Source organism: Pseudoalteromonas sp. Of11M-6, assembly GCF_022347905.1.
Taxonomy (GTDB): domain Bacteria; phylum Pseudomonadota; class Gammaproteobacteria; order Enterobacterales; family Alteromonadaceae; genus Pseudoalteromonas.
Window position 1 is genome coordinate 1 of record NZ_JAKRFW010000029.1, and the last position, 24,195, is coordinate 24,195.

The following is a 24,195-nucleotide window of genomic DNA, read 5'->3' on the forward strand; positions in this document are numbered from 1 at the left end:
CTGTGTTGCCCCACAAGGATGTGGGGTAAGGTGACTTTGCAGGAGCACAAAGTCTTTATCGCCTGACTCACATAGAATAACTATGCTACGCAGGCTCTGCCTTGTATAAATACCAATCAAACTGCTGCAAAAACAAACTTGAAAGATAAACAGGCCCTAGAAGTCTAATTTGCATCTGCTACTCCGCCTCGCTTGGCTTTACATCAAAAATCGCCAATAGATGAATAACAGTGCAAAGCCCACTAAATAAATCAGCCCCAGTCCCGTCAAAATCTTGGTGTACATTGGTTGACTGCGATAGATCTCACCTTTCACTAATCCTAAATTCATCCAAGCAAAGATAGGAGTAGTGACAAACGCTGAGCTCATGGCAAACATTAGCATGCTCTTTAAGTCGGCTTTAAAAAACAGCACTACGGCCATACCAAGCGTTGCTTGTAGCAATAGAATGAGCGTGTAACTCTTTTTCGTTGTGTTCGGTCGTAACAGCTGAAGTGATTCACTAAGCACTCGGGAGTAGCCATCTAACACTGTGATCGTTGTTCCAAACATACACAAAAATGCGACGCCAGCAATTAGCCATCTGGCCCATTCGCCGATTGTATTGGCATACATATCAATGAGCTGCTGTGAGAACGCAACACCAGCGAGTTCCACAGGCTTATCTTGACCGTATTGCATTAGCATACCGAGTAAACAAAACACGACCGCAAGACCCAGCGTAACAAAATATCCCACCTTGAAATCCAGTAGGATCTGGCCACTTGTTAGTGATTGTTTAGCCATCTTCGTCTTTAGCCAAGAGGAATTAATGGCTGAAATCTCGATTGGTGCAGGCATCCAACCCATTAAGGCAACTAAAAAGCCCAGTAACGCGATGTCGTACGGGGATATCGGATCAATGGGGGCTGGATGGGCCGGTCCATTATTAGCCGCAATGGCAAGCGCCATAACCGTGGAAATGGTCAAAATTATCATCACCCATTTGCTTGTTACATCGAGTATTTTGTAGTGCCCAACCAGTAAGATTGCCAAGCAACTAGCCAAAAGTATAAAGCTTAACAATTCAATATTTATTGGAAATGGCAGCGAGTAGCTCAAGAGACTTGCGGTAAGTAATAGCACACCCGCGGTATTTACAATGGCTGCGAAAATATTGAGTAGCACAAAAACCTTAAATCCGAAGCGGTAATGTGCGTGATAACCTTCGACGACACTATGCTTAGAGTGGCTTGTGTACTCGACTGCATATTTAAAAAAGGGATATTTGAGCAAATTAACAACAACTATTAACCAGATCAATTGACTACCAAATAGTGCTCCAGCCTGAGTTGATGAAACGAGATGTGAACCACCGATAGCAGCAGTTGCCATTAATATTCCAGGCCCAAAGATGGCAAATTTGCCTTTAAGAGATAGCAGCGCTGGCAATGTAAATTCCTTAAGTTTTTTTATTTTAATTTTGCTGCCAGTCTACGAAGTTTTAAGAATTGCCGCAACAGTGTCGTTGAGTCGCATTTCACAGGCGGTGTTGAGTGTGAGATAACTAGTTGCTTACCCCATCCTGCTCTAAGAAGTATTCATCTAGGTCTTCTTTGATGTCCTGATAATCATCTTCATCTAAATTTAAAACCTTCAATACATCCGCTTTCATTAAGTGCCAATCAGGCGCTGCAACAAAACGTTTATTGATATGTACAAAATTTTCCGCCATTTTTAGAGCAGAGAAAGCTAATTTCTGTTCTTCATCTTTACAGTTTCCCAAAAACTCGGGGTCATGATGGCATAAAATCATCTGACAAATACTTTGTGGCAAGTTCCAGGAAGCCGCGAGGAAGTAGCCGATAATAGCGTGATTGGTCTCGTACTTTTCTTCTTCGTGTTCGACTAACAGCTTGTCGTAATCTTTGTTAGCGGCAATGAGCGTTTCCATATAATCGGGGTAATTTACTGCCATAGCGGCAATCCCTGCGTCGTGAAATAAGCCTAGTAAGTGCAAGTTTTCGATAGGAACACGCGATTTAAGTTTATTCCCAATCACCATGATGCTATCCGCGATGTCTGAAGCGTTATCCCAAAACCGCTCCAAACTGATACAACATTTACGTTGGTCAAAGGTTTGTTTGAGCAAAAAGCCGGTCACCAGCTTACTAATAGAGTCTAGACCTAAAAAGACGACAGCCTGTTTTACATCAGTGACCGTTCTTGCCAAGCCGTATAGGGGCGAGTTGATGATTTTTAGCACCGCGGCTGAGGTGCTGACATCATGAGCGATAATAGAAGCGATGTCGTTCAGATCTGGATCTGCTGTAGCAAGTGCTGCTTGCAATTCGCTTATCAGCGCAGGTTTAGGTGGTAAATTGAAACCATGTTTGACGTCAGCTAACACTTTGTCGTCTAGATCTATCATCTAAAAATCCTTAATTTCAGACATATAAAAAGCATAGCGTAAATTCTTTATTGAACACTGACTTGAGACAAAAAAATACCAAGTCGGCTACTAATTCGGCAAAGTGTCTCGTCAATAGGCACGTTTTCTTGCTTAACATGTAAATATTAAGTTATGGTTAAGCAATTTTTTTCTTAGGGCAATGGTATGCACGAAACACAACAAGCGAACTCGCAAAACTCTGCGATCACCCGTTTTTTAAACGGGATTGAGCGGGTGGGGAATAAACTCCCTGATCCTGCAATCATTTTCTTATCAGCAATGTTGCTGATTTGGCTGCTATCTTGGTTATTTTCAGGCGTAGAATTTAGCGCTATTGATCCAAGAACCAATCAGGCGATTGTCGTTCACAATTTATTAGACCCAAATGCGCTTGCCGGATTTATGGCAACGATGGTAAAAACCTTCACGGGATTTGCACCATTAGGCGTGGTGTTAGTTGCTATGCTAGGTGTGGGTGTTGCTGAACATTCTGGCTATATTAATACTGGCCTTAAAATCATGCTTAAACGCACGCCTCAAGCACTACTAACTCCTTCTATTATTCTTATCGCAATTGTAAGCCACACAGCGACAGACGCTGGATACGTGTTAGTTATTCCGCTTGCTGGTGTTATTTTCTATGCGATGGGAAGACATCCTCTTGCGGGTATTGCTGCGGCATTTGCTGGTGTAAGCGGCGGATTTAGCGCGAACTTTATTCCTTCTGGTATCGATCCGTTGCTACAAAGCTTTACCCAAAGTGCAGCGCAGATCATCGATCCAGAAATCGCGATTAACCCGCTAAATAACTGGTTTTTCACTTCAGCATCGAGTTTATTCATTATTTTATTAGGTTGGTATATCACCGATAAAATCATAGAGCCAAGACTAAAAGCGACAGAAATTGACGGCGATACTGATAGTTTGCCTTCGTTTGATGAGATCACAAGCAAAGAAAAGAAGGGCTTTGTGGTGGCGTCTATGGTGATGTTAGCAGGTATCGCGTTATTGGTTTATGCATCAAGCGGTGAAGATTCAGCACTACGCAGTCCGTCGGGTGCTTTAACTGATTTTAGTGCACCGTTAATGCAATCAATTGTGCCACTTATTTTCCTGCTGTTTTGGATCCCAGGTGCGGTATACGGTTTCGTTGTTGGTACGTTCAAAACTTCAAAAGACATGATTGATGCCATGACTAAAGCCATGAATAGCATGTCTTACTATATTGTTATGGCGTTTTTCTGTGCACTTTTTATCAGTGCCTTCAGCCATTCAAATTTGGGCGCACTGCTTGCTATTGAAGGGGCCCAAATATTAAAGGCATTGGCGCTTCCAAGCTATGTTACCGTGGTTGGTATTATCTTCCTCACCGCATTTGTAAACCTATTTGTAGGGTCAAGCTCTGCGAAGTGGGCGTTGTTGGGGCCGATTTTTGTTCCGATGTTAATGCAATTGGGTATTTCACCAGATTTAACACAAGCGGCTTATCGTGTTGGTGATTCCGGCTCAAATATAATCACGCCGCTTATGCCTTACTTCCCGTTGGTTGTGGTTTACTGCCAGAAATACGTTAAGTCGACCGGGATAGGTACTTTGATAGCGATGATGTTGCCTTACTCAATTGCCTTTTTGATTGGTTGGAGCATCTTCTTATTGATCTATTGGATGCTTGGTATTCCGCTAGGTCTACAAGCAAGTTATACATACCCTGCTGGTATGTAATTTTAGGTTAAGTAAAAAAAGCGCTGTTCAGTAAAGTGACAGCGCTTTTTATATACTGCTATTTGTTCTGCGCTTTACGCGGCTTTATTGATACCCAGCCAAGAAAATGAGCGATGTAAAAATGCCCCAGCGCCTGTTGTAATGCATTCACCATGGGCAATAACAATATATTGGGGTTGCCATGCGGCCATTTTTGAAAAACAGGCTCGGGCTTGCTGCTTCCCAAACATAAACGAAGTTCGCCAGTCTATGGGGGTTTTACCGTTAGGGCTAATAATCCCGGTGATTTTCGCTAATACTTTTTTAAAACCGGAGAAGTGATTAGGGTGAAAGTTCTCGATAAGATCTGTCAAAATTAATGTACTGCTCTCTTTGTGGAAGAATACGACTTCTTCCATCACCGCGCTGCCTTTAAAAATGAGTTGCTCAATATCTCCTTGCCACTCGGGTTCTGCCATGTTGCCCAGTTGGCGCTGAAAAGTAAGATCAGGCCGTTTTTTGTCGACACCTGGAGAAGCAAACATAATCGCATGTGGGAACTTTTCCTGCCAATCTCCCATAAATAGGTGATGAAGTTTATTTGGAGAAATTAGGTAGGCCACTTGCCCAAGCTGCGTCAATTCACTCAGTAATCCTTCCGTTAATTTTCCAGGAGAGTGGACCCATAATGCGCCAGAAGAAAGCTTTACTATGGTGCTTCTGGTAGTGTATGGCATGCCAAAGAATGGTACCGCGGGGCCGTTGTGGATCCAAATGTTTTTACCAATTGCAATTAATTCGCTCATCTGATTTCCTTACTCTTGCTAGCGTGGATAACTATATCAGGGAAGCTTTTTGTTTGAAATATAGCCTTATGCAAGATTGTATGAAATTTATCTAAATCCTTGTATTTGCATACCTTATCATTAATCTTGGGCGCGTTGTTCAGTCCCATATCTCGCCATAAAAAGCGCAACGCTTTGCTCTACAATAAAGTCCGTTTCCTCCGTATTTGTGAGATCAAATCCATAAAGCCGTGGGTAAAAGATAAAAGACTTGAGTTGATATAAAAACTGTTGTGCTGCGAATGCCTGATGTTCGATATACAGTGCATTGTTAGCGACAGCATCGGCTAAAAACGTTTCTAAATAACGCATACAACCTACTTTACTGTTATTGAAATGCGCAGCCAATGTAGAGTCTTGCAACAACTCGATAAATGTCACGCGAGCCACTTTGATAAATGATTCAGAGGTGAGCAGATTGACTTCTCGTAAAGCGATTTCTTGAAGTTGTTTTGCAATCGAGACATCGGGTCGATATTGATAAATATCACCTTGGTCAACTTGAAGCATCATGTGTTCAAGTACGTTATAGAGTAGTAGCTCTTTGGTCTCAAAGTGATTATAGATCGTTCGTTTAGACACTTCAGCGTGCTTTGCGATGAGATCCATACTGGTATTTTGAGCACCGTGCTGAGCAAATAATTGCTGGGCAGCTTCTAGAATTTGCAGTCGCTTTCTTTCTGATTGTTTCATTTTATCTATTACAGGCAAGGGAATATCAACAAATGGATACTCCACATTCTAGCAAAACTAAAATAAATTACACTGCTTAGTTTACTTTCTATTCTTGATGTGTAAACTACACAGTGTAGTTTACTTTTGGTGGTTATATGAAAAAGCGAACATGGTTTGGATTGATTGTGGTCTTGCTGATAGGAGTAGGAGGAGTTATGGCTTCTAATTTAAATGCTGCGGTAAATCAAAGTGGGTATTCATCAACTCAATATAGTGATGGTAAATTTCATAATACTCATGAAACGAATAAAACGAGCCTAGGTAAGACGCTGGAAATTTTTTGGCGCTTTTTTACCGAGCAAAAAGTCAATGCGGTGCCGAAGGTTGATATGCCAGTAAAAGTGCTCACTGAGGAGAATTTAAAGGCACTTTCTGATACGCACACTCACGTTATCAAACTGGGACATTCATCAGTACTTATTAAAGCGCAAGGGCAGTATCTTCTGATTGATCCCGTTTTTGCTGAACGAGCATCACCATTTTCATTTATTGGTCCAAAGCGTTTTCATCAACCACCTATTACTATTGAATCATTGCCTCAAATTGATAAGGTGCTGATTTCACATAACCATTACGACCACCTAGACAAAGAAAGCGTAAAGCGATTAGCAGATAGAGTGGGGGTATTTTATGTACCTTTGGGTGTAGAAGGTGATTTGCAAAAGTGGGGAGTTCCCGCCGAGAAAATAAAGCAGTTTGACTGGTGGCAGTTTGAAGAGACCGCTGAGTTAACACTCACCTTTACACCTACTCAGCATTTTTCTGGACGTGGACTTGGAGATGCAAATAAAACCCTTTGGGGAGCGTGGGCTATTCGCACAGCAGACAAAAATATCTTTTTTAGTGGAGACTCTGGTTATTTTGCTGGATTTAAGGAAATAGGTGAAAGACTTGGCCCGTTTGATCTAACCTTAGTAGAGACTGGTGCCTATGATAAAGATTGGTCTGATATTCACATGACGCCAGAGCAAAGCGTACAGGCTCATATAGATTTGCGAGGAACGCATATGATCCCCATTCATAATGGTACTTTTGACTTGGCCTTTCACTCTTGGTTTGATCCGCTCGCAAGAGTGAAAATCGCAGCAGAGCAAAATCAAGTAGCACTGGTAACACCTGTTGTAGGTGAAGTTTTGACGCTATCAGAAACGCTATCAAGTAGCAGCTGGTGGGAAGCGTTGATGCCCTAATATCCGTATTTTAGTAATTGAATAAGGGCTAACGCATGAGGCTGAAACCCTTATTCAGCATTCTTGTGTTAAGCAATCAACAGCCTTAATGAGAAGGCCATAAGCAACACAGCAAGTGCCTTTTCAACCAAGTTCATCTTGTTCAAGAACCAAGCGCGAGAAGATGGAGCTGAGAATAATAAGCTGACACAGATAAACCATAAAGCGTTAACACTGCACATCCAAGCGCCGTAAAAAAGTTGAATATGTAACGGAGTTCCTTGGCTGACGACATTGGTTACCACGGCTAAGAAAAACAGAGTTGCTTTTGGGTTGGTTGCATTAGTTAAAAAACCAAGACTAAAGGCTTTTTTGAGCGACTGTGAGCTTACATCAGCTTGGGCATTTTCTGTATCCAGTTGAATCGTTCCTGCACTTTTGAGCAGATGAATAGCGATGTAGATAAGATACGTAGCGCCGATTAATTTAGCTACTTGTAAAACCCAAGGTGAGGCCTGCATCAGTGCGCCGACACCAAGTAAGGTATATAAGATATGAACACTAAGTCCAGCGCCAATCCCCAAGGCTGTCATTGCGCCATGTAGTCTGCCGTATTTTAAGCTCTGTCTGACTGTAATAACAAAGTCGGGGCCCGGCAAGATCACTGCAACAAAATGAATGATGGCTAATGACAAAAACTCTGGCCAATACTGCACCATAATAAGCTCCCAATATAATATTGAATAATTGAGAACATTGTATTTTCAATCTCCTGAGAAGATAATAATCTAAAAATAGAAATAACTTTTGCGTAGAGCGCACAAATGGGAGAGCTATGGCGACCAGTAAACATATTGAGCTACTGCAAGAAATGTCGATTTTTGTCTCTGTTGTCAACACTGGAAGTTTTTCTGAAAGCGCTCGGCAATTAGGTGTCTCGCCGTCATCAGTGAGTCGTGCCATAAAACAACTTGAGCAGCAATTGGGGGTGTGTTTACTTCAGCGTACCACCCGCAGCTTAAGATTGAGCGAAACAGGACGAGCTGTGTATGAGCGCTGTACTCAGTTGGAACAAGCCGCCAAAGACGTCATCTCGCTTTGTGAAAGCCATCATCAAACGGCACAAGGAACAGTTAAAATTGCAGCGCCAAAAGCGGTCGCACATACACTAATTCATCCAAGTGTAATGGCGTTTCTAGGCGAATTTCCAAACATTGATGTTCATTTGGTGTTGGATGACAACGCACTGGACCTGATCCGAGATGAAATAGACATTCTATTTAAAATTACTAACGAACCACCGCAGGGTTTAATAGGCAGAAGCGTAATGACGATAGAACATATAGTAGCGGCATCACCAAAATATCTTGCAACACACTCAATTCCTACTCACCCTAAAGAACTAATACAACACAGCTGCATTGCTTTGGGGGAAACGGATGCCGATGCTAAGTGGCGATTCAGAAAAGGCACACAAAAACACACAACCCCAGTTAACGGGCGCTATAAGGCAAATCACACTAGAGTAAGGTTAGATGCTGCGCTGCAAGGGCTTGGGATCACAAGCTTACCTATGTTTGTAGCTAAAGATGCGTTAGCGTCAGGGGAGTTGATACAGGTATTACCAGAATGGCAATTTGAAACGAATTATTCTGGCGAGCTGTGGATGCTATACCCAGCTACTCGCCATATTCCCGCAAAAGTAAGTGTTTTTGCTGACTTTATTGTACAAAGACTCACCAGGGGTTGCTGAGTTTTACTGTATATTAAAACCCGCTCGTAATAATTACAGTGAAAAGCGATAACTTAATGTTGCACTCGCTTGATATTGGCTCATTACCTCACTGTCGAAGTGCCAGCTACAAGTATTTTTGGTGTCTGGGTCGACATCACAACTGACTTTAGAGTTGTTGTTAAGGATAGTTGCAATCCATCGTGCTTCAGCACCGAGATGAAAACCTGCACCAAGGTTGTATTCAAAACCCGTGTATAACCCTGATGCAAAAAAAGTGTCAGAGTCGATAAAGTTTGGATCCATGAAGGTAGCACCAATTTGTAAACCTAGATAAACATCTAAATCATCATTGATAGGGCGTAGTACTGCAGTTTGAAATAGTAGGTATTCCATTTCCACTTTATTTAGAGGGTATGCGGTAAGCTGAGTCTCGGTTTTACTGTAGTAGAAACCATAACGGCCTTCAGGCACATATTTGTCTACGCTCACTCCAAAATGCGAATCGTCTTCTAATTCGTATGTTTGGTGGCGAGAAGTTTCGATATCACTGCTATAAGTTTTGCCACCATATATAGAGATACCAAAGTCTCCGAGATCTGTAGCACTGACGTTGCAAGATGCTGCCAAAGCTAAAATAGTTGTTACTGTAACTAATTTCATATAGTTCATTTCCTTGAGTTGGAGGAGTTTTTTAGATTTGGGCGCTAGTATATCAATGATGAAAGAAAATAATAACGAGGTTGGGTGATTTACTTGCATTTCTTTGGTTAGGTTTTTATTATTAACCTGATTTTTGATTTGGAAAAGTACCTTGCGAGTATTCTTACGTTTACTTATCACATTGCTCGTGGTGGCTACACTCAGTGGTCAAAACGCGGCTGCCTCCATGGCTGCATGTGAAATGCATGGTACTGCAAGTCATAAAACATCTCATCAAATGCTTCAAAGTGACGTGCAATTGGCTGATCCTCATCACCATGAAATGATGGTTGAAATGGATTGCTGTGACCCTCAGAACACAGCACAATGCAGCGATTGTACTTGCCCTACACATATGTGCTCTACAAATCTTGCAGCGTTTTCGCCAAGAGAGTGGATAGCGCCTATTGTACTGAAAAACGATAAATTAAGTTTCACAACTGGTCAGCTTAGCGACTACCCTCGCTCTCTTTATAAACCCCCAATACTTGCCTAACCTCAGGGCAGATCTGCCTTAATTTCAAAGTTTTGTACGATTAATCGTCTTTTTTGGCGTAATTTTCAACGATTTTATTGATACCAGTTGCAGTAATTCAGTTGGTATTACATGCGAGGTTAGCATGAAAAAGTTTTATTTAGTGATGACGCTATGGCTTATGAGCGCCATGGCATATAGTAAATCTAATATAGAATTGGAAGTCTTTAAGTCCCCAACCTGCGGCTGTTGTGAACTGTGGTTAAACCATTTAACTGCACAAGGTATCGCGCACAAAGCCACCGATTTAAATTATCTTGGCTCACTTAAGAGTAAGTTTGGTATTAAGCAAAATTATCAATCTTGCCACACTGGGGTTTCTAAAAGTGGCTTTATTTTTGAAGGGCATGTTCCTGCCAAGTTTATTAAACTGTTTTTGCAAAACGAAACGTTAACTCAAGACATACAAAACATCGGCTTGAGTGTGCCTGCGATGCCACTTGGCTCGCCCGGTATGGAAGTTGGCGAGCGTTTTATGCCTTATCATGTATTGCTACTCAAAAAAGATGGGAGCTATGAGATTTTTGCTAAAATCGACAGCTATGAGGAGCAATTCTAATGACAATCAAAGTTTCCCTGTTTATTGCAACTCTGATACTGCCACAGATAGCACAGGCCAATATTGCAACGTTAGAGCAAGCGATAGATGCAGCCATCAGCAACGATCCTTGGCTTCAATCTAGCCAATACAAGCGATCTGCGATGCAGTCGATGAGCCGAGAAGCACTAAGCTATCCTGATCCTCAGGTGTCCATAGGCATGATGAACCTGCCTGTTGATAGTTGGGAGTTTAATCAAGAGGGGATGACCCAGCTTAAAGTTGGTGTGATGCAGATGTTGCCGCGAGGAGATAGCCTCGAAATTAAGAGCCAACAATTGGCACTTGACGCTAAAAAGCAACCGATTTTACAAGCGGATAGAAAAGCGCAAGTGCGCCGCGATGTTTCTCAGGTGTGGCTTGATATTGTACAAGCCAAAAAGACGTTAGAATTGATTGAACGCGATAGTGTGTTGTTTGACCAAATGGTAGAAATTGCCAATGCTAGCTACTCCAATGCGCTTGGTGCTACACGCCAGCAGGATGTGATCCGTGCTCAGCTTGAGGTGATGCAATTAGATGACAAGCGTTCCGCGGCTTATCAGCAGCTTAACACTGCTAAGGCAAAGCTTTCGCAATGGCTGTTAAATGATGCATTCACTAATTCAAATGCGCTGAGAGTCCTTGACCAAAACGAAGTGACACTGCCGTTGATCCGCTCAATTGCGCCAAAATTGATGCAGCAACGCCCAGTTGATAGCCAAGCTGTAGTACAACATTTGACTCATCACCCGTTGGTTGTTGCAGCCGACGTTGATACATTCCGTGCTAATCAAGGGGTAAAGTTAGCTGAGCAGGCATATAAACCACAGTTTTCAGTCAATGCGAGTTACGCGTATCGGGATGATGCACCAGATCAGATGTCTCGCACCGACTTTTTTAGCGTTGGTGTGTCATTCGACGTTCCGTTATTCACAGATGGAAAACAAGATCAGCAAAAAGCGGCAGCGACTGCACAAGTTGAGGCGAGTAAAACCGACCGGTTGCTGGTGCTAAAGCAGCTGTTTTCAAACTTAAATGGAGAAATTCAAACTATCCAACGATTGCAAGAGAGGCAATCGCTATACGCAAAATCAATTGTGGCACAAAGCGCTGAACAGGCCGAAGCTGCATTGACTGCTTATACCAATGATGATGGCGACTTTTCCGAGGTAGTGAGGGCGCGTATCGCGAAACTGAATGCGCAGTTATCAGCACTTTCCATTGATATTGCATTGTTAAAAGCGGTGGTACGCAGTAACTACTATTTGGCTCAAATTGAAGAGGATGCAAGCCATGAATAACAACTTAAAAATGATGCTGGTTGCCATCACGACATTAACGGCAGGCGTGCTAGTTGGGATAAATCTCTCTTCAAGTAACGAGTCTGCGGTAGCGCAAGACACTGAGAAAGCGCCGCTTTATTGGGTTGCGCCTATGGATCCGAACTATCGTCGTGATAAGCCAGGTAAGTCTCCGATGGGAATGGATCTCGTACCTGTGTACGAAGAAGAGTCTGCGAATGCAAAATTTGGTGAGGGGGTTGTGGAGATAGCGCCTCACGTTGAAAACAACTTGGGCATTCGTACTGCGGTGGCCATGCGTCAAGCGATGTCTCACCAAATCCGTACGGTTGGGTATGTTCAGTACAACGAAGATAGCTTAGTTCACATTCATCCTCGAGTTGAGGGCTGGGTTGAAAAGCTCTACGTGAAAGCAGCAGGAGATCCGGTGAAGCAAGGTGAACCACTGTATACCTTGTACTCGCCGCAACTGGTTAATGCGCAAGAAGAATACCTTATTGCTAGAAAGCGTAATAATCAGGCGCTGATAAACGCAGCGCATGAAAGGCTCAAGGCATTGCACCTGAGTGATGACTTTATCAATACGCTTAAAAAAACGGGTGAAGTGCATCAAAGCATTACCTTTTATGCGCGTCAATCTGGGGTGTTGGATGGACTCCAGATCCGAGAAGGGTTTTACGTAAAACCTGGCACAACGCTCATGAGTATCGCCAAACTTGACGAAATTTGGGTCGAAGCTGATGTATTTGAACGTGATGCTATGTTGGTCGCTCAGGGGCAAGCGGTTTCCATGAGGTTAGACTTTTTACCCGGCAGAACGTGGCGAGGACAAGTCGATTACGTCTACCCCTCACTCAATGAAAAAACACGGACACTTAGAGTAAGGCTCAGGTTTGACAACAGTGATGCGCTATTAAAGCCAAATATGTTTGCGCAAGTGAACATTCATGCCGATTCTCGTGACGATGTATTGCAAGTGCCGAGTGAAGCTGTGATCCGCACTGCCAAACAAAATCGTGTTGTCGTTGAAGTTGCACCCGGTAGCTTTAAATCGGTTGCCGTTGAACTGGGTCAAATTGGTGATGAAAACATTGAAATCCTCAAAGGCCTTAACGAAGGAGACAAGATTGTTACGTCAGCCCAATTCCTGATTGATTCTCAATCGAGCATTACTTCTGATTTTATGCGTATGGCGCCAGTTGCTGAGACTAAGTCAGTTTGGATTGAAGGAGAAATTCAAAGCGTGAACTACCAAAGTCGAGTAGTGAATATCGATCATCAACCCGTACCCGAGTGGGAATGGCCTGAAATGGTGATGGATTTTACCGTGGCTGAAAGTGTCGATGTTGACGAATTAAACGCTGGACAGACTTTGCATTTTGAAGCCACGAAACAGGATGACGGTAGCGTATTACTGACAGGTATTCACATTATGTCTGAAGGCAGTATGACCGAAAATACACTGCCTACAGCAACAGTGGGTGGCGTGATAAACACCATCACCCCTGACACCCGAGTGCTTAATATTTCTCGCGATGTCATTGAAAAATGGGACCGTCCCGCAACAACGATGGACTTTGTTGCAGCTGAGCACATTGATTTAAGCCAGCTTATGACAGGAATGAAGGTGACTTTCACCTTTGAAGTGGGTGACGAATTTGTGGTGACTGATATCAAACCTGCAGGTGAGATGTCGATGAATATGCACTCTGGCCACTAAGGAGCATTTACAATGATCCAAGCAATAATTCGCTGGTCAGTATACAACCGCTTTTTTGTGGTACTGCTGACGCTTATGCTGGTGGGGGCTGGGCTATTTACCCTTAAAAACACGCCTGTCGATGCCATTCCAGATTTATCTGATGTACAAGTTATTGTCAAAACATCTTATCCAGGGCAGGCACCACAAGTGGTGCAAGATCAGGTGACATTTCCGCTGACCACTGCCATGCTCTCTGTGCCGGGCGCAAAAACCGTACGTGGTTATTCCTTCTTTGGGGATTCCTATGTTTACGTTATTTTTGACGATAAAACGGATCTTTACTGGGCGCGCAGTCGGGTGCTCGAATATCTAAGTCAAGTCGCACCACAATTACCCGATGCGGCAAAACCGCAGTTGGGCCCAGATGCCACTGGGGTGGGTTGGGTATATCTTTATGCTTTAGTTGATAAAACCGGTAAACACGATATTAGCCAACTACGCAGCCTACAAGATTGGTTTTTAAAGTTTGAGTTGCAATCGGTTGCTGGCGTGTCAGAAGTCGCGCCGATTGGCGGTATGGTGAAACAGTATCAAGTACAGGTTGATCCCAACAAATTGCGCGCTTACGGTATTCCGCTTACGCATGTACAGCAGGCGCTGCAACGCGGTAACCAAGAATCGGGCGCTTCCGTGATTGAGATGGCTGAAGCCGAATATATGGTGACAAGTACGGGATATATTCAAAGCGTTAAAGATATTGAAGCTATCCCACTTGGGCAAGCTGTCAAAGGCACGCCATTAACGATAACAGATGTTGCGTCTGTCAATATTGGACCGCAAATGCGTCGTGGCATTGCTGAGCTTAACGGCGAAGGAGAAGTTGTTGGCGGTGTTGTAGTCATGCGCTTTGGAGAAAACGCGCAAAAGACCATCGACGGCGTAAAGCAAAAACTTGCTGAGCTACAACAAGGCTTACCTGAAGGGGTGGAAGTGGTGACGGTTTACGATCGCTCCGAGCTTATCACCAAAGCCATTGATAATCTTTGGTCTAAACTGCTCGAAGAGCTGGTGGTGGTGGCCTTAGTGTGTGTGGTGTTCTTATTTCATATTCGCTCTTCCGTGGTTGCGGTGATCACTTTGCCACTTGGCATTCTGGTGGCTTTTATCGTGATGTATTTTCAAGGGGTGAACGCAAATATCATGTCCCTTGGTGGCATAGCCATTGCTATCGGGGCGATGACCGACGGTGCAATCGTGATGATTGAAAACATGCATAAACACATGGAAAAAACGCCACTCAATGATGAAAATCGCTGGGAAATCGTCGCAAAGTCGGCTTCTGAGGTTGGTCCTGCGCTGTTCTTTAGTTTGCTGATTATTACCGTAAGCTTCTTACCTGTGTTTATTCTTGAGGCGCAAGAAGGGCGTATGTTTGCCCCTCTGGCATACACTAAAACGTATGCGATGGCCGCATCGGCAGGGCTTGCCATTACGCTTATTCCTGTGCTGATGGGATACTTTATTCGCGGTAAAGTTGTGCCCGAGCATAAAAATCCAATCAATCGAATGTTGGTTGGCGCCTATATGCCCTTGTTGAAACAAGTATTGCGCTTTCCTAAGCTGACGTTGTTAGCCGCTGCAGCTATTACTGTCGTTGGCTTTTATCCAATGGATAAAATCGGCAGTGAGTTTATTCCGCCTTTGGATGAAGGGGATTTAATGTACATGCCGACTACATATCCAAGTATTTCGATTGGTAAAGCCAGAGAGATCTTACAGCAAACCGACAAGTTGATAGCGACGGTGCCTGAGGTAAAAAATGTCTTTGGTAAAATCGGTCGCGCGGAAACCGCAACCGATCCTGCCCCGTTGATGATGATTGAGACCTTTATTCAATTAAAACCTAAAGATCAGTGGCGTGAGGGAGTGACCACTGAAAAGCTCAAAGCGGAACTCGATAAGCTAGTGCAGTTTCCGGGCTTAACCAATGCTTGGGTGATGCCCATCAAAACGCGTATTGATATGCTCGCGACGGGGATTAAAACGCCTGTCGGGATTAAAGTCGCGGGTCCAGATTTAGATACTATCCAAAAGATTGGTCAAGATCTTGAACGTATTTTGAGTCAGGTAGAGGGCACCGCTTCGGTCTATTCAGAGCGGGTAGCTGGGGGACGCTATATTAAGGTTGATATTCTGCGTGATAAAGCCGCGCGATTTGGGCTCAATATTGCTGATGTACAGCAAGTGGTCGCAACTGCAATTGGTGGAATGGATGTCACGCAAACCATTGAAGGACAAGAGCGCTATCCGGTTAGTTTGCGCTACCCGCAAGACTTACGCGATTCTCCAGAAGCACTGCGGAAGCTTCCTATAGTCACCGCCGAGGGATTAAATATTGCCCTAGGTGATGTGGCAACTATCTATATTGAAAATGGGCCACCGGGCATTAAAAGCGAGAACGCTCGCATTAATGGTTGGACGTTTATTGATTTAGATGGTGTCGATGTTGGCAGCTATGTGGCAGCCGCTAAACAAGTACTGAGCGAGCAGTTGGAGTTACCTGCAGGTTATTCCATCAGTTGGGCTGGTCAATACGAGTATATGGAGCGTGCTAAAGCTAAATTGACTTATGTGGTGCCGCTCACGCTTGGGATCATTATCGTTTTACTCTATTTGAACTTTAGAAGTTTTAGCGAAGTGGCAATCATCATGGCGACATTACCTATGGCGATGATTGGTGGACTGTGGTTACTATACCTTGAGGGGTTTAACTTTTCGGTCGCGGTAGGCGTTGGTTTTATAGCGCTTGCAGGTGTTGCCGTTGAAATAGGCGTGATCATGCTCGTGTATCTCAACCAAGCCATCAGCGAGCTTAAGGAGAAACAACCGATCATAACCCTTGAAGCCATTAATAATGCCATTTTAGAAGGTGCGGGCAAACGCATTCGTCCAGTCATGATGACGGTGGCAACAATTATTATCGGGTTATTGCCAATCCTTTACGGTTCGGGCACAGGTTCTGAGGTAATGAGCCGCATCGCCGCGCCTATGGTAGGCGGCATGGCAAGCGCACTATTACTTACCTTAGTGGTGTTACCTGTAGTGTATATGTTGATGATCCGTTGGCGTGAGAAAGTTAATGATTAACCTGAGGTTTGGATAAGGAATGAACTAACTAATTGTTTTTAAACACACATTAAATTATTCCCTTATCTAGCCAGAGAGTTTTAGGGATAACTAGACGAATTTACGCACCAATAGCTGGCTATTGGAAGTGAATTCAACGCAGTTAGCGCTAAAATTGGCTGCTAGAAAGGCATTAATTATCCGAAGCTCAGGTTAGTTAATCGATAGCGGAAAAAGTTTGCCTCAAGCGCAGTAATATTAAGCGCTTGAACGGCAAACTTTGGTTTGGTAAAACCCGATTACATCGAAAAATTGGATAAAAGACTCTCAAGACTCTAACTAACCCGAGATCAGGTTAATAACGCTTCCTTGGCGCACTTATTGCTGTACTAGAACAGCCAATGCACCAAGGAGCGAGTATGTACATTCAAAATTCACCTTATTCACAAATGTATGGTTCGAACGATCTTTATAGTCGAAAGAACAATAATGCTGTGAGCGATCAAGACATTTCTAATTCAGTGGCAAAAAATTCAGGAACACCTTCGTTTATGGAAGCCGCAAAGGCCGTTCAAGAAAAAGCCCCGAACAACACCCAATCGACCTACCTTACCAAGCATTTTGAGCAAGCTGAAAAGCTAGCCCATGAAGCTCTGGTGAGTTCGAATCACAAAATAGGCAGCCGCGAATATAACATCGAGATGTATCGTGAAATGATGACGAACATTGTAGAGATGCCAATTGAAGTAGAAATTGCACCAGAAGAGATGAACCAAGCACTGTTATTTAATCATCTGGGATTGGACTTTAAAGAGTATAAAACGGTAACTGTACGCTCAGAGTTGTTAACTATGCTTGAGCAAAAAGTCGAGCAGGACAGTACGCTAATTAGATCAGATAAAGCAAAATTAACAGCAATTATTACTGATACGCAAGATAGGCTAGAAGCCGCGCAAGCGGCGCTACTTGAAGGTGAAGACATTACCCAGCGACTGCAAGATAGCAAAAAGGCTATCTATCATTCTTACGAACAGCTTAAACTTGGTAAGGTGAGTCAGCGAGACCTGATTTCGACTTTGTAGTTATTCTTGACCAAGGATGCTTTAACAAAGTGAAGAAAATGCATTTTGTAGTCTGAAATGATTGAGGCTTATGTTTTATTCTAAAAAGTACAATTTTTTGTTCTGCCATATTAGCCGCACTGGCGGTACGTCGTTATGTAGTGTCCTCAGGCAAACGGCGCCAGACCTAAGGATGATATGCAGCCAGCATGCATCGCTTCTAGAGGCTAGAGCGGCATTGCCGGAAGCGTTTGAGAGTACGTTTAAATTTGCTTTTGTACGTAACCCATGGGAAAGACTCGTTTCTTGGTATTCACTATTAGAGAAAGGTAAAAGTCTACACTCAGAAGCGGTATCTGAGAAGCATCATTATGCAGAGAAAGAGAGGTTTGAACTATTTGTACAAGAGATGGTTGCAGAGCAGCACGGCGGAATAGCGTGGAGTCAATGGTCCCAGTTATCTGACCATTTGGGAAATTCACTCGTTAATGAAATTTGCCGCTTTGAAAACTATCAAAAAGACAGTAAGCGAATTTTAAGGAAGTTGGGGAGCAAAGATTATTATTTACCTTATTATAATCAAGCATCAAGTAGGCACTACCGTCATTACTACTCTGATTTAGCATTAAAATTGGCTGAGGAGCTTTTCCTAGATGATATTTATCAATTTGGGTATAAATTTTGATAGTGGTCGGCCTTGTGAAAAACGGTAAATATCCAAGCAAGAAGGAAATTGGAATAAATATTTGTATAAATCACAAGTTGTAACAATAATGTGTTAATTGTTACTTAAAAGAGCTTCTGAGTGTTTATATGGATATCACTGAGTTAGATGAAAAGGCATTTGTTGACGTATTTAACCTGCCAGAAAAAATCACCATAAAGACTGCTAACACCGCAGATATAGAGGAAATGGCTTTAGTCACCAAGGTGAGTTGGCAAGCGGCCTTTAGCGGGTTTTTACCAGAGCACGTGCTAAAAAGGGGAAACGTCGAATTTTTTGCAACTATTTGGTCTGAGATTATCAAAAATTCGACAACCCAAACAGCATTGCTTGTGACTGATGGCAGGAAAATATTAGGCTGCGGCGCTGCTGGGATTTATCGCCGAATGTATAACCCAGTTAGCCAAAAAGTATCGAGAACGAATGCTGGCGAGCTTTATCGTGGTTACATTTTACCAAGTCACCAAAACCGCGGGCTCGGTAGGGCGCTGTTGAAAGCACGCTTGTTAAAGCTTTACGAGCTGGGTTGTCAAAGCGCTTACACCTGGATCTATGAACAAAACCAACAAGCAAGACGCTTTTACGAAAAGCATGGGGCGGTAAACCTCGACCAAGCCCAAGGGATAACAATGAAACGATTTAGGTTTGAAGAAGTGTGCTATGGCATTGAAGTAAATCGTGTTTTTGATTTTAGCTAAGGTGAAGTGAGAGAAAATTTCAAACACCGTATGGTCAGAGGTAATTGTCATCGATAAGCGGTGACAATTACTTCATGCAGACTAACGTAGGTCGGCGGGTGTAGGATAGTCTGGGTGCTCAACAATTTTCGGTGCCCAAACTGCTGGGATCACGGCCTCTCGTTTCTGTTTGATACGCTCTACTAGCGTATTCAAATCATAATTGGGTTCACCATAAACGGCTAGCCAATTCTCAGGTACGTCTTCTGGGTCTGCAGCCTGAATAACGTGCGCCATCCACTGCTTTCTAAGCTCAGCCCATTCACTACTTTGATTCTCATTGACACCTGCAAGTGGTCGAAGCTCTACATATATTGTCCTTCTCGGACCTTCACTGCGTTTCGGCTCAGAGCCATGTAAAACCATCATGTCTTGAACTAAGATATCTCCGGCTTTAGCTGGTTGCTGTACAACCCCTGGAATGTTCCAGCCATATTCGCTCGAGAGAGAATAAATATCCAAAATTTGGTGTTGGGAATTTGGCAAATAGCGTAAGCACCCGTCATCTATATTCGCATCATCAAGATAGATACCGACATTTAAATATGCAAAATGACGAGAATGAGGAGCATCTTGATGCCAAGCTATGTGAGGGTGGGGATGTGGATATTTGCAGACTAAGTCACATTGCAATGGAACGCTGCCTACACCACAAAGGTGTTCACTGATCGCTAACATTGCTGGTGTTGCGAGTAGTTCGATAATTAACTCGGGCGCTTCAAAAAGCAAATCATTATAACGAAAGAGTTTTGGCTCACCTGATTCATTTGATAAATGGTATTGAGTCGCGATTTTTCCATCTTGCTGTGCTTGTTTTGCTTTACTCTCGAGCGCATTAGATAGTCGCTTCAGTTTTTCCAGCAGTGTGTCGGGTAAAGTTTGTTCAAATAAAACGAAGCCGTTGTTTTTGTAAAAATCGAGTTTGCTTTTGCTCACAATCGTCATGCGTGTACTTCCTAGTTATTTTGTTGCTTGTCAGACTTAAGTGTTGTTTGTCGAGTATATTCACTCGCCTGCCAATAGAGTCTGTCTCAGCTACAGCACTGACTATAGTGTCGTAAAATGCCAGTTAGCGCAATTACGGTGGGTTACATTGTGGATTTTGTTTATATTAACTCAACTCGAATAAACAGAAACTTCCATTGGCACCACTTTGCATCCTCAAGTACAATTGGCGTTTTCGATTGCAACACACCGGAACCTTCCTATGGAAATCAAAGTAAATTACCTCGACAATCTCAGAATTGATGCCAAATTTGACGACTTTTCTGTCATTGCAGATCAGCCAATTCGCTATAAAGGCGATGGCTCAGCACCAAGTCCCTTTGACTACTTTTTAGCTTCTTCAGCGCTTTGTGCAGCTTACTTTGTGAAGGTGTATTGTAATGCGCGTGACATTCCAACGGATGGAATTCGTGTGGCGCAAAACAACATCGTTGATCCTGAAAATCGTTATAACCAAATTTTTAAAATTCAGGTGGAGCTTCCGGAAAGCATTTCTGAAAAAGACCGCCAAGGTATCCTGCGCTCAATTGATCGCTGTACTGTTAAAAAAGTGATCCAAACAGGACCTGAATTCCAAGTGGAAGCGGTTGAAAGCCTTGAAGATGACTCGCAGGCTATGCTGATGGTTGATACCAGCGAAAGCGACAGCACTTTTATCCTAGGTAAAGATCTTCCGCTGGAACAGACTATCGCAAATATGACCAAGATCCTCTCGGATTTAGGCATGAAGATTGAGGTTGCATCATGGCGTAATATCGTGCCACACGTCTGGTCTTTGCATATTCGTGATGCTGCTTCACCAATGTGTTTCACCAATGGTAAAGGGGCAACCAAAGAAAGCGCGCTATGCTCAGCACTTGGTGAGTTTATTGAGCGTTTAAATTGCAACTTCTTTTATAATGATCAGTTTTTTGGTGAAGAAATCGCAAATGCTGAATTTGTTCACTACCCGAACGAAAAGTGGTTTAAACCCGAAGCTGATGATGCGCTTCCTACTGAAATTTTAGACGACTACACTCGTGAAATTTACGACCCAGAAGGTGAACTACGCGGTTCGCATCTAATCGACACAAATTCAGGTAATGTAGCGCGCGGTATTTGTTCTATTCCGTACACTCGCCATTCAGATGGTGAAACCGTGTATTTTCCGTCAAATCTAATAGAAAACTTATTCCTAAGTAACGGTATGAGTGCTGGTAATAACCTGTTTGAAGCGAAAGTGCAGTGTTTATCTGAGATCTTTGAACGCGCGGTGAAAAAGCAAATCATCGAACAGGAAATTGTGTTGCCTGACGTGCCAGAGTCTGTACTTGCTAAATATCCAGGTATTGTTGAAGGGATAAAAGGGCTTGAAGAGCAGGGCTTTCCTGTGGTGGTGAAAGATGCGTCTCTGGGCGGTCAATTTCCTGTGATGTGTGTGACCCTGATGAACCCTAAAACAGGCGGCGTATTTGCCTCTTTTGGTGCGCATCCGAGCTTGGAAGTTGCACTTGAGCGCAGTTTAACTGAGTTGTTACAAGGCCGTAGTTTTGAAGGCTTAAACGATGTACCAAAACCTACGTTTAACAGCATGGCGGTATCTGAGCCGGAGAATTTTGTTGAACACTTTATCGATTCTACGGGGGTGATCTCATGGCGCTTCTTTAGTACGAAGCATGACTACGACTTTGTTGAGTGGGATTTTACAGGCACGAATGAAGAAGAATGCGATAAGTTATTTGGCATCTTGGAAGGGTTAGGTAAAGAAGCCTATATTGCGGAGTTCACAGACTTAGGGATCGCTTGTCGTATTTTGGTTCCGGGCTTTTCTGAGGTGTACCCTGCCGAAGATCTTATTTGGGACAACACCAATAAAGCACTGCAATATCGTGAAGATATTCTCAACATCCATTCTCTAGATGACGAGGCATTAGCTAACTTGGTCGAGCGCTTAGAAGACAGCCAGCTTGATAACTATATCGATATTATCACCCTAATTGGTGTTGAGTTTGACGAAAATACGGTGTGGGGTCAGCTTACAATTCTTGAGCTTAAGATTTTAATCTATCTAGCGCTTGGCGATATCGAAACGGCTATTGAACTAGTTGAAACCTTTTTGCAGTTTAACGACAACACCGTTGAGCGTGGCTTATTCTACCAAGCAATGCATGCCACACTTGAAGTCGCGTTGGATGAAGAGCTAGAAATTGAAGATTACATTCATAACTTTACTCGCATGTTCTCTAAAGACGTGATGGATGCGGTTATTGGTTCAATTAATGGCGATGTGAAATTCTATGGCTTAACGCCAACTAACATGAAGCTGGAAGGTTTGGATAAGCACCTGCGTCTTATTGAAAGTTATAAGAAGCTTCATGCAGCAAGAGAGAAATTAGCGCAGCGCTAAGCTTTATGTTTCTAAGTAAAAGCAAGATAGCATGACTGCTTATCTTGCTTTTACTGTTTGATAGACTGGTGTGTATTTAGTGGTTACACATTAACTGTAGTAGCTAAGCCCCGAACCTCAGGTTAAAAACCTTAATTTGATTTTTCCTCTTTGATACAGTTTTGGTTTTTAAACTGTGTCTTTGCATCGTGATATATAAAAGAGAAATCTGCTGTACGTGGTGTAAATATTGGTTTGCCAGTACTCTTATCGCATTCAGTTGCGATCCCGCCTGCCGCATGACAATTCATACAAGAGGAGCTTTTATAATAAAGCGCTTCTTCTTTACCTTGAGGTTGGTTTCCTAGTTGTAAAAATGTCTCAATCACTTCATTGGTCAAATAAACTGGGTGAGGCATTCCTCCCGAATAATTAATGAGTTTGGTTTCAATCGTATCACTTGCTTGGCCGTTAATATCAGTCATTGGCTTACTTCGGTTATTAGTTGAGTATTGGGTACCAATCAGTTTGTAATATTGAAGGACAGCGTTTTCTTGTTTAAACAACTTAGAAATATGCTGGTTCACTTGCTCAACAACAGGTGATATTTGCTCTAATCGCACCACCTGAGTAGGCTTAGTGCCTCCTACTGGATGATTGATTGCGCATGTTGGGCATTGCTTGTTGAAAAATGTTGGTGAGTTGCCCCAAACATTATTCTGATGTGAAAAGGTTGCGTAAATCCAGTTACTAGACGTGCCAGTTTTCTGCATTATATGAAATCCAACAACGCCAACTTCTTTTTCTTCGATTTTAAATGAATCAGCTTCGCCATTTTGTATCTGGTTGTAGCGCTTTACGGGTAGTTTGGCTCGAATATATTTACTAGGGTCATCTGACTCATCTAGCAATTTCCAAGCTACCTTTATCTCTATAGCAAGGCCTGGCGGCTTAGGGTCAAAACTTGTCAAGTTTTGTGGCAAGTTACAAGTTGGTAGTGAAGATTTGTCGGAACAAGCTAAAAAGCCAATAGTATTCATGTTGATACACATATTACTTGCCTGCTGACTTTTGCACGCCCAACTATAAGTCGGGTTATTCGCGAATTCAATTTGGCCATCTATGCTATATAGTTTGTTTTTAGTAATAAAATTGAAAACATATGGACTGACGAACTTTTGATAATAAACAGGATTGTTTTTTTGATCGGTTAAAATAGCATGTTTTTTCGGTTCATTTTTAGGCGCAACTTGTTCCACAGCAGATAAAGGCTGCATCATGGCAAAGTTTTTGGATATATCCCAGTTTACCGGAGGCGTTGCATCTACTGTGAAAATGGTCTCGGTTTCACGCCAGTTTATCCAAAGTGGAAGCGGGCAGTTGGCGCCTGAGTCGGCAGTACACACTTTTAGATTATTTTGTGTGAGCTTATAGTTTTCGTCCAATTGCCTGTTTAGTGCAATAAAGCTCAACCATGAAAATAGTGCGTAACGATGATCCAAATAGTCAAGCTTCTTCGATTCAGAGGGTTTTACGGGTTTTAACTTTTCACATGACTTCACTAACTTATTGTATGCGTCAAGAGGGTAAGGTTTTAGCTGAGTCAAGTCGCTAGGAAAAGGAAAGGGCTCAGTTAATGTGCATTCGTCTTTGACTAGCCAATCTGGAAAAATGCTGTATTCAGTAGCAAAAGTACCAGTACTTACTAATAGTAAAGAGAGCTTCGCTATTACACTTTTCATGG

At 42.9% G+C, this 24,195-nt stretch carries 20 protein-coding genes; 12 read left to right on the forward strand and 8 right to left on the reverse strand.

Features of this window, described 5'->3' with window-relative positions:
* Positions 1-198: 198 nt before the first annotated feature.
* Together MHN32_RS14370 and MHN32_RS14375 are read right to left on the reverse strand one after the other, a co-directional pair.
* Positions 199-1,431 carry a divalent metal cation transporter gene (locus MHN32_RS14370; protein WP_010605227.1) on the reverse strand — a complete coding sequence of 411 codons (1,233 nt, stop codon included), beginning with the start codon at positions 1,429-1,431 and terminating at the stop codon, positions 199-201.
* A 115-nt stretch (positions 1,432-1,546) separates the two neighbouring features.
* Positions 1,547-2,410 (reverse strand): HDOD domain-containing protein, encoded by an 864-nt coding sequence (locus MHN32_RS14375; protein ID WP_010605228.1) that lies wholly within the window; start codon positions 2,408-2,410, stop codon positions 1,547-1,549.
* A gap of 186 nt (positions 2,411-2,596) precedes the next feature.
* Here MHN32_RS14375 and MHN32_RS14380 point away from each other — a divergent pair, with 186 nt between their 5' ends.
* Positions 2,597-4,153: an AbgT family transporter gene (locus MHN32_RS14380; RefSeq protein ID WP_010605229.1), complete on the forward strand. Its 1,557-nt coding sequence runs from the start codon at positions 2,597-2,599 to the stop codon at positions 4,151-4,153.
* Between the two features lie 74 nt (positions 4,154-4,227).
* Here MHN32_RS14380 and MHN32_RS14385 read toward each other — a convergent pair whose 3' ends face one another.
* On the reverse strand, positions 4,228-4,938 hold the full coding sequence (locus MHN32_RS14385; protein WP_239422177.1) for a DUF4336 domain-containing protein: 711 nt from the start codon (positions 4,936-4,938) through the stop codon (positions 4,228-4,230).
* Positions 4,939-5,058: 120 nt separating this feature from the next.
* Positions 5,059-5,670 carry a TetR/AcrR family transcriptional regulator gene (locus tag MHN32_RS14390; protein WP_239422178.1) on the reverse strand — a complete coding sequence of 204 codons (612 nt, stop codon included), beginning with the start codon at positions 5,668-5,670 and terminating at the stop codon, positions 5,059-5,061.
* 197 nt (positions 5,671-5,867) lie between these two features.
* Between MHN32_RS14390 and MHN32_RS14395 the strand changes: the two genes are divergently transcribed.
* Complete coding sequence (locus MHN32_RS14395; protein WP_206471889.1) at positions 5,868-6,902, forward strand: MBL fold metallo-hydrolase; 1,035 nt, start codon at positions 5,868-5,870, stop codon at positions 6,900-6,902.
* Positions 6,903-6,970: 68 nt separating this feature from the next.
* On the opposite strand, the gene MHN32_RS14400 is transcribed toward MHN32_RS14395, so the two are convergent.
* The gene (locus MHN32_RS14400) at positions 6,971-7,600 is read right to left on the reverse strand and encodes a LysE family translocator (RefSeq protein WP_010605233.1); all 630 of its coding nucleotides are present in this window, start codon (positions 7,598-7,600) and stop codon (positions 6,971-6,973) included.
* Positions 7,601-7,716: 116 nt separating this feature from the next.
* Here MHN32_RS14400 and MHN32_RS14405 point away from each other — a divergent pair, with 116 nt between their 5' ends.
* Positions 7,717-8,634 carry a LysR family transcriptional regulator gene (locus MHN32_RS14405; protein ID WP_239422179.1) on the forward strand — a complete coding sequence of 306 codons (918 nt, stop codon included), beginning with the start codon at positions 7,717-7,719 and terminating at the stop codon, positions 8,632-8,634.
* Between the two features lie 33 nt (positions 8,635-8,667).
* On the opposite strand, the gene MHN32_RS14410 is transcribed toward MHN32_RS14405, so the two are convergent.
* Positions 8,668-9,276 (reverse strand): outer membrane beta-barrel protein, encoded by a 609-nt coding sequence (locus MHN32_RS14410; RefSeq protein WP_239422180.1) that lies wholly within the window; start codon positions 9,274-9,276, stop codon positions 8,668-8,670.
* Between the two features lie 151 nt (positions 9,277-9,427).
* Between MHN32_RS14410 and MHN32_RS14415 the strand changes: the two genes are divergently transcribed.
* The 8 genes from MHN32_RS14415 to MHN32_RS14450 all read left to right on the forward strand — a co-directional run bounded on the left by MHN32_RS14415 (position 9,428) and on the right by MHN32_RS14450 (position 19,042).
* The gene (locus tag MHN32_RS14415) at positions 9,428-9,811 is read left to right on the forward strand and encodes a hypothetical protein (protein ID WP_010605236.1); all 384 of its coding nucleotides are present in this window, start codon (positions 9,428-9,430) and stop codon (positions 9,809-9,811) included.
* 124 nt (positions 9,812-9,935) lie between these two features.
* The gene (locus tag MHN32_RS14420; RefSeq protein ID WP_239422181.1) at positions 9,936-10,409 is read left to right on the forward strand and encodes a DUF411 domain-containing protein; all 474 of its coding nucleotides are present in this window, start codon (positions 9,936-9,938) and stop codon (positions 10,407-10,409) included.
* Complete coding sequence (locus tag MHN32_RS14425; protein ID WP_239422182.1) at positions 10,409-11,731, forward strand: TolC family protein; 1,323 nt, start codon at positions 10,409-10,411, stop codon at positions 11,729-11,731. The genes MHN32_RS14420 and MHN32_RS14425 overlap by 1 nt, the downstream gene beginning before the upstream one ends.
* Positions 11,724-13,451: an efflux RND transporter periplasmic adaptor subunit gene (locus MHN32_RS14430; RefSeq protein ID WP_239422183.1), complete on the forward strand. Its 1,728-nt coding sequence runs from the start codon at positions 11,724-11,726 to the stop codon at positions 13,449-13,451. Before MHN32_RS14425 ends, MHN32_RS14430 begins: the two co-directional genes overlap by 8 nt.
* Before the next feature lie 12 nt (positions 13,452-13,463).
* Positions 13,464-16,580 carry a CusA/CzcA family heavy metal efflux RND transporter gene (locus tag MHN32_RS14435; RefSeq protein ID WP_239422184.1) on the forward strand — a complete coding sequence of 1,039 codons (3,117 nt, stop codon included), beginning with the start codon at positions 13,464-13,466 and terminating at the stop codon, positions 16,578-16,580.
* 398 nt (positions 16,581-16,978) lie between these two features.
* Positions 16,979-17,641, forward strand: coding sequence for a hypothetical protein (locus MHN32_RS14440; RefSeq protein WP_102057925.1), 663 nt, complete (start codon positions 16,979-16,981; stop codon positions 17,639-17,641).
* Positions 17,642-17,711: 70 nt separating this feature from the next.
* The gene (locus tag MHN32_RS14445; protein ID WP_102057926.1) at positions 17,712-18,305 is read left to right on the forward strand and encodes a sulfotransferase family 2 domain-containing protein; all 594 of its coding nucleotides are present in this window, start codon (positions 17,712-17,714) and stop codon (positions 18,303-18,305) included.
* Positions 18,306-18,433: 128 nt separating this feature from the next.
* Positions 18,434-19,042: a GNAT family N-acetyltransferase gene (locus tag MHN32_RS14450; protein ID WP_239422185.1), complete on the forward strand. Its 609-nt coding sequence runs from the start codon at positions 18,434-18,436 to the stop codon at positions 19,040-19,042.
* Between the two features lie 81 nt (positions 19,043-19,123).
* Here MHN32_RS14450 and MHN32_RS14455 read toward each other — a convergent pair whose 3' ends face one another.
* Positions 19,124-20,026, reverse strand: coding sequence for a phytanoyl-CoA dioxygenase family protein (locus MHN32_RS14455; RefSeq protein ID WP_211865762.1), 903 nt, complete (start codon positions 20,024-20,026; stop codon positions 19,124-19,126).
* A 262-nt stretch (positions 20,027-20,288) separates the two neighbouring features.
* Between MHN32_RS14455 and MHN32_RS14460 the strand changes: the two genes are divergently transcribed.
* Positions 20,289-22,472: an OsmC domain/YcaO domain-containing protein gene (locus MHN32_RS14460; protein WP_239422186.1), complete on the forward strand. Its 2,184-nt coding sequence runs from the start codon at positions 20,289-20,291 to the stop codon at positions 22,470-22,472.
* Between the two features lie 131 nt (positions 22,473-22,603).
* Here MHN32_RS14460 and MHN32_RS14465 read toward each other — a convergent pair whose 3' ends face one another.
* Positions 22,604-24,193: a hypothetical protein gene (locus tag MHN32_RS14465; protein WP_239422187.1), complete on the reverse strand. Its 1,590-nt coding sequence runs from the start codon at positions 24,191-24,193 to the stop codon at positions 22,604-22,606.
* Between the last annotated feature and the right edge of the window lie 2 nt (positions 24,194-24,195).

Excerpts from the sequence above, each read along its gene's own strand:
- MHN32_RS14385 (WP_239422177.1), bottom strand. The coding sequence starts at position 4,938 with ATGAGCGAATTAATTGCAATTGGTAAAAACATTTGGATCCACAACGGC.
- MHN32_RS14440 (WP_102057925.1), top strand. The coding sequence starts at position 16,979 with ATGTACATTCAAAATTCACCTTATTCACAAATGTATGGTTCGAACGAT.
- MHN32_RS14410 (WP_239422180.1), bottom strand. The coding sequence starts at position 9,276 with ATGAAATTAGTTACAGTAACAACTATTTTAGCTTTGGCAGCATCTTGC.
- MHN32_RS14420 (WP_239422181.1), top strand. The coding sequence starts at position 9,936 with ATGAAAAAGTTTTATTTAGTGATGACGCTATGGCTTATGAGCGCCATG.
- MHN32_RS14395 (WP_206471889.1), top strand. The coding sequence starts at position 5,868 with ATGGCTTCTAATTTAAATGCTGCGGTAAATCAAAGTGGGTATTCATCA.
- MHN32_RS14445 (WP_102057926.1), top strand. The coding sequence starts at position 17,712 with ATGTTTTATTCTAAAAAGTACAATTTTTTGTTCTGCCATATTAGCCGC.
- MHN32_RS14455 (WP_211865762.1), bottom strand. The coding sequence starts at position 20,026 with ATGACGATTGTGAGCAAAAGCAAACTCGATTTTTACAAAAACAACGGC.
- MHN32_RS14430 (WP_239422183.1), top strand. The coding sequence starts at position 11,724 with ATGAATAACAACTTAAAAATGATGCTGGTTGCCATCACGACATTAACG.
- MHN32_RS14390 (WP_239422178.1), bottom strand. The coding sequence starts at position 5,670 with ATGAAACAATCAGAAAGAAAGCGACTGCAAATTCTAGAAGCTGCCCAG.
- MHN32_RS14400 (WP_010605233.1), bottom strand. The coding sequence starts at position 7,600 with ATGGTGCAGTATTGGCCAGAGTTTTTGTCATTAGCCATCATTCATTTT.
- MHN32_RS14465 (WP_239422187.1), bottom strand. The coding sequence starts at position 24,193 with ATGAAAAGTGTAATAGCGAAGCTCTCTTTACTATTAGTAAGTACTGGT.
- MHN32_RS14375 (WP_010605228.1), bottom strand. The coding sequence starts at position 2,410 with ATGATAGATCTAGACGACAAAGTGTTAGCTGACGTCAAACATGGTTTC.
- MHN32_RS14425 (WP_239422182.1), top strand. The coding sequence starts at position 10,409 with ATGACAATCAAAGTTTCCCTGTTTATTGCAACTCTGATACTGCCACAG.
- MHN32_RS14380 (WP_010605229.1), top strand. The coding sequence starts at position 2,597 with ATGCACGAAACACAACAAGCGAACTCGCAAAACTCTGCGATCACCCGT.
- MHN32_RS14405 (WP_239422179.1), top strand. The coding sequence starts at position 7,717 with ATGGCGACCAGTAAACATATTGAGCTACTGCAAGAAATGTCGATTTTT.
- MHN32_RS14435 (WP_239422184.1), top strand. The coding sequence starts at position 13,464 with ATGATCCAAGCAATAATTCGCTGGTCAGTATACAACCGCTTTTTTGTG.
- MHN32_RS14460 (WP_239422186.1), top strand. The coding sequence starts at position 20,289 with ATGGAAATCAAAGTAAATTACCTCGACAATCTCAGAATTGATGCCAAA.
- MHN32_RS14450 (WP_239422185.1), top strand. The coding sequence starts at position 18,434 with ATGGATATCACTGAGTTAGATGAAAAGGCATTTGTTGACGTATTTAAC.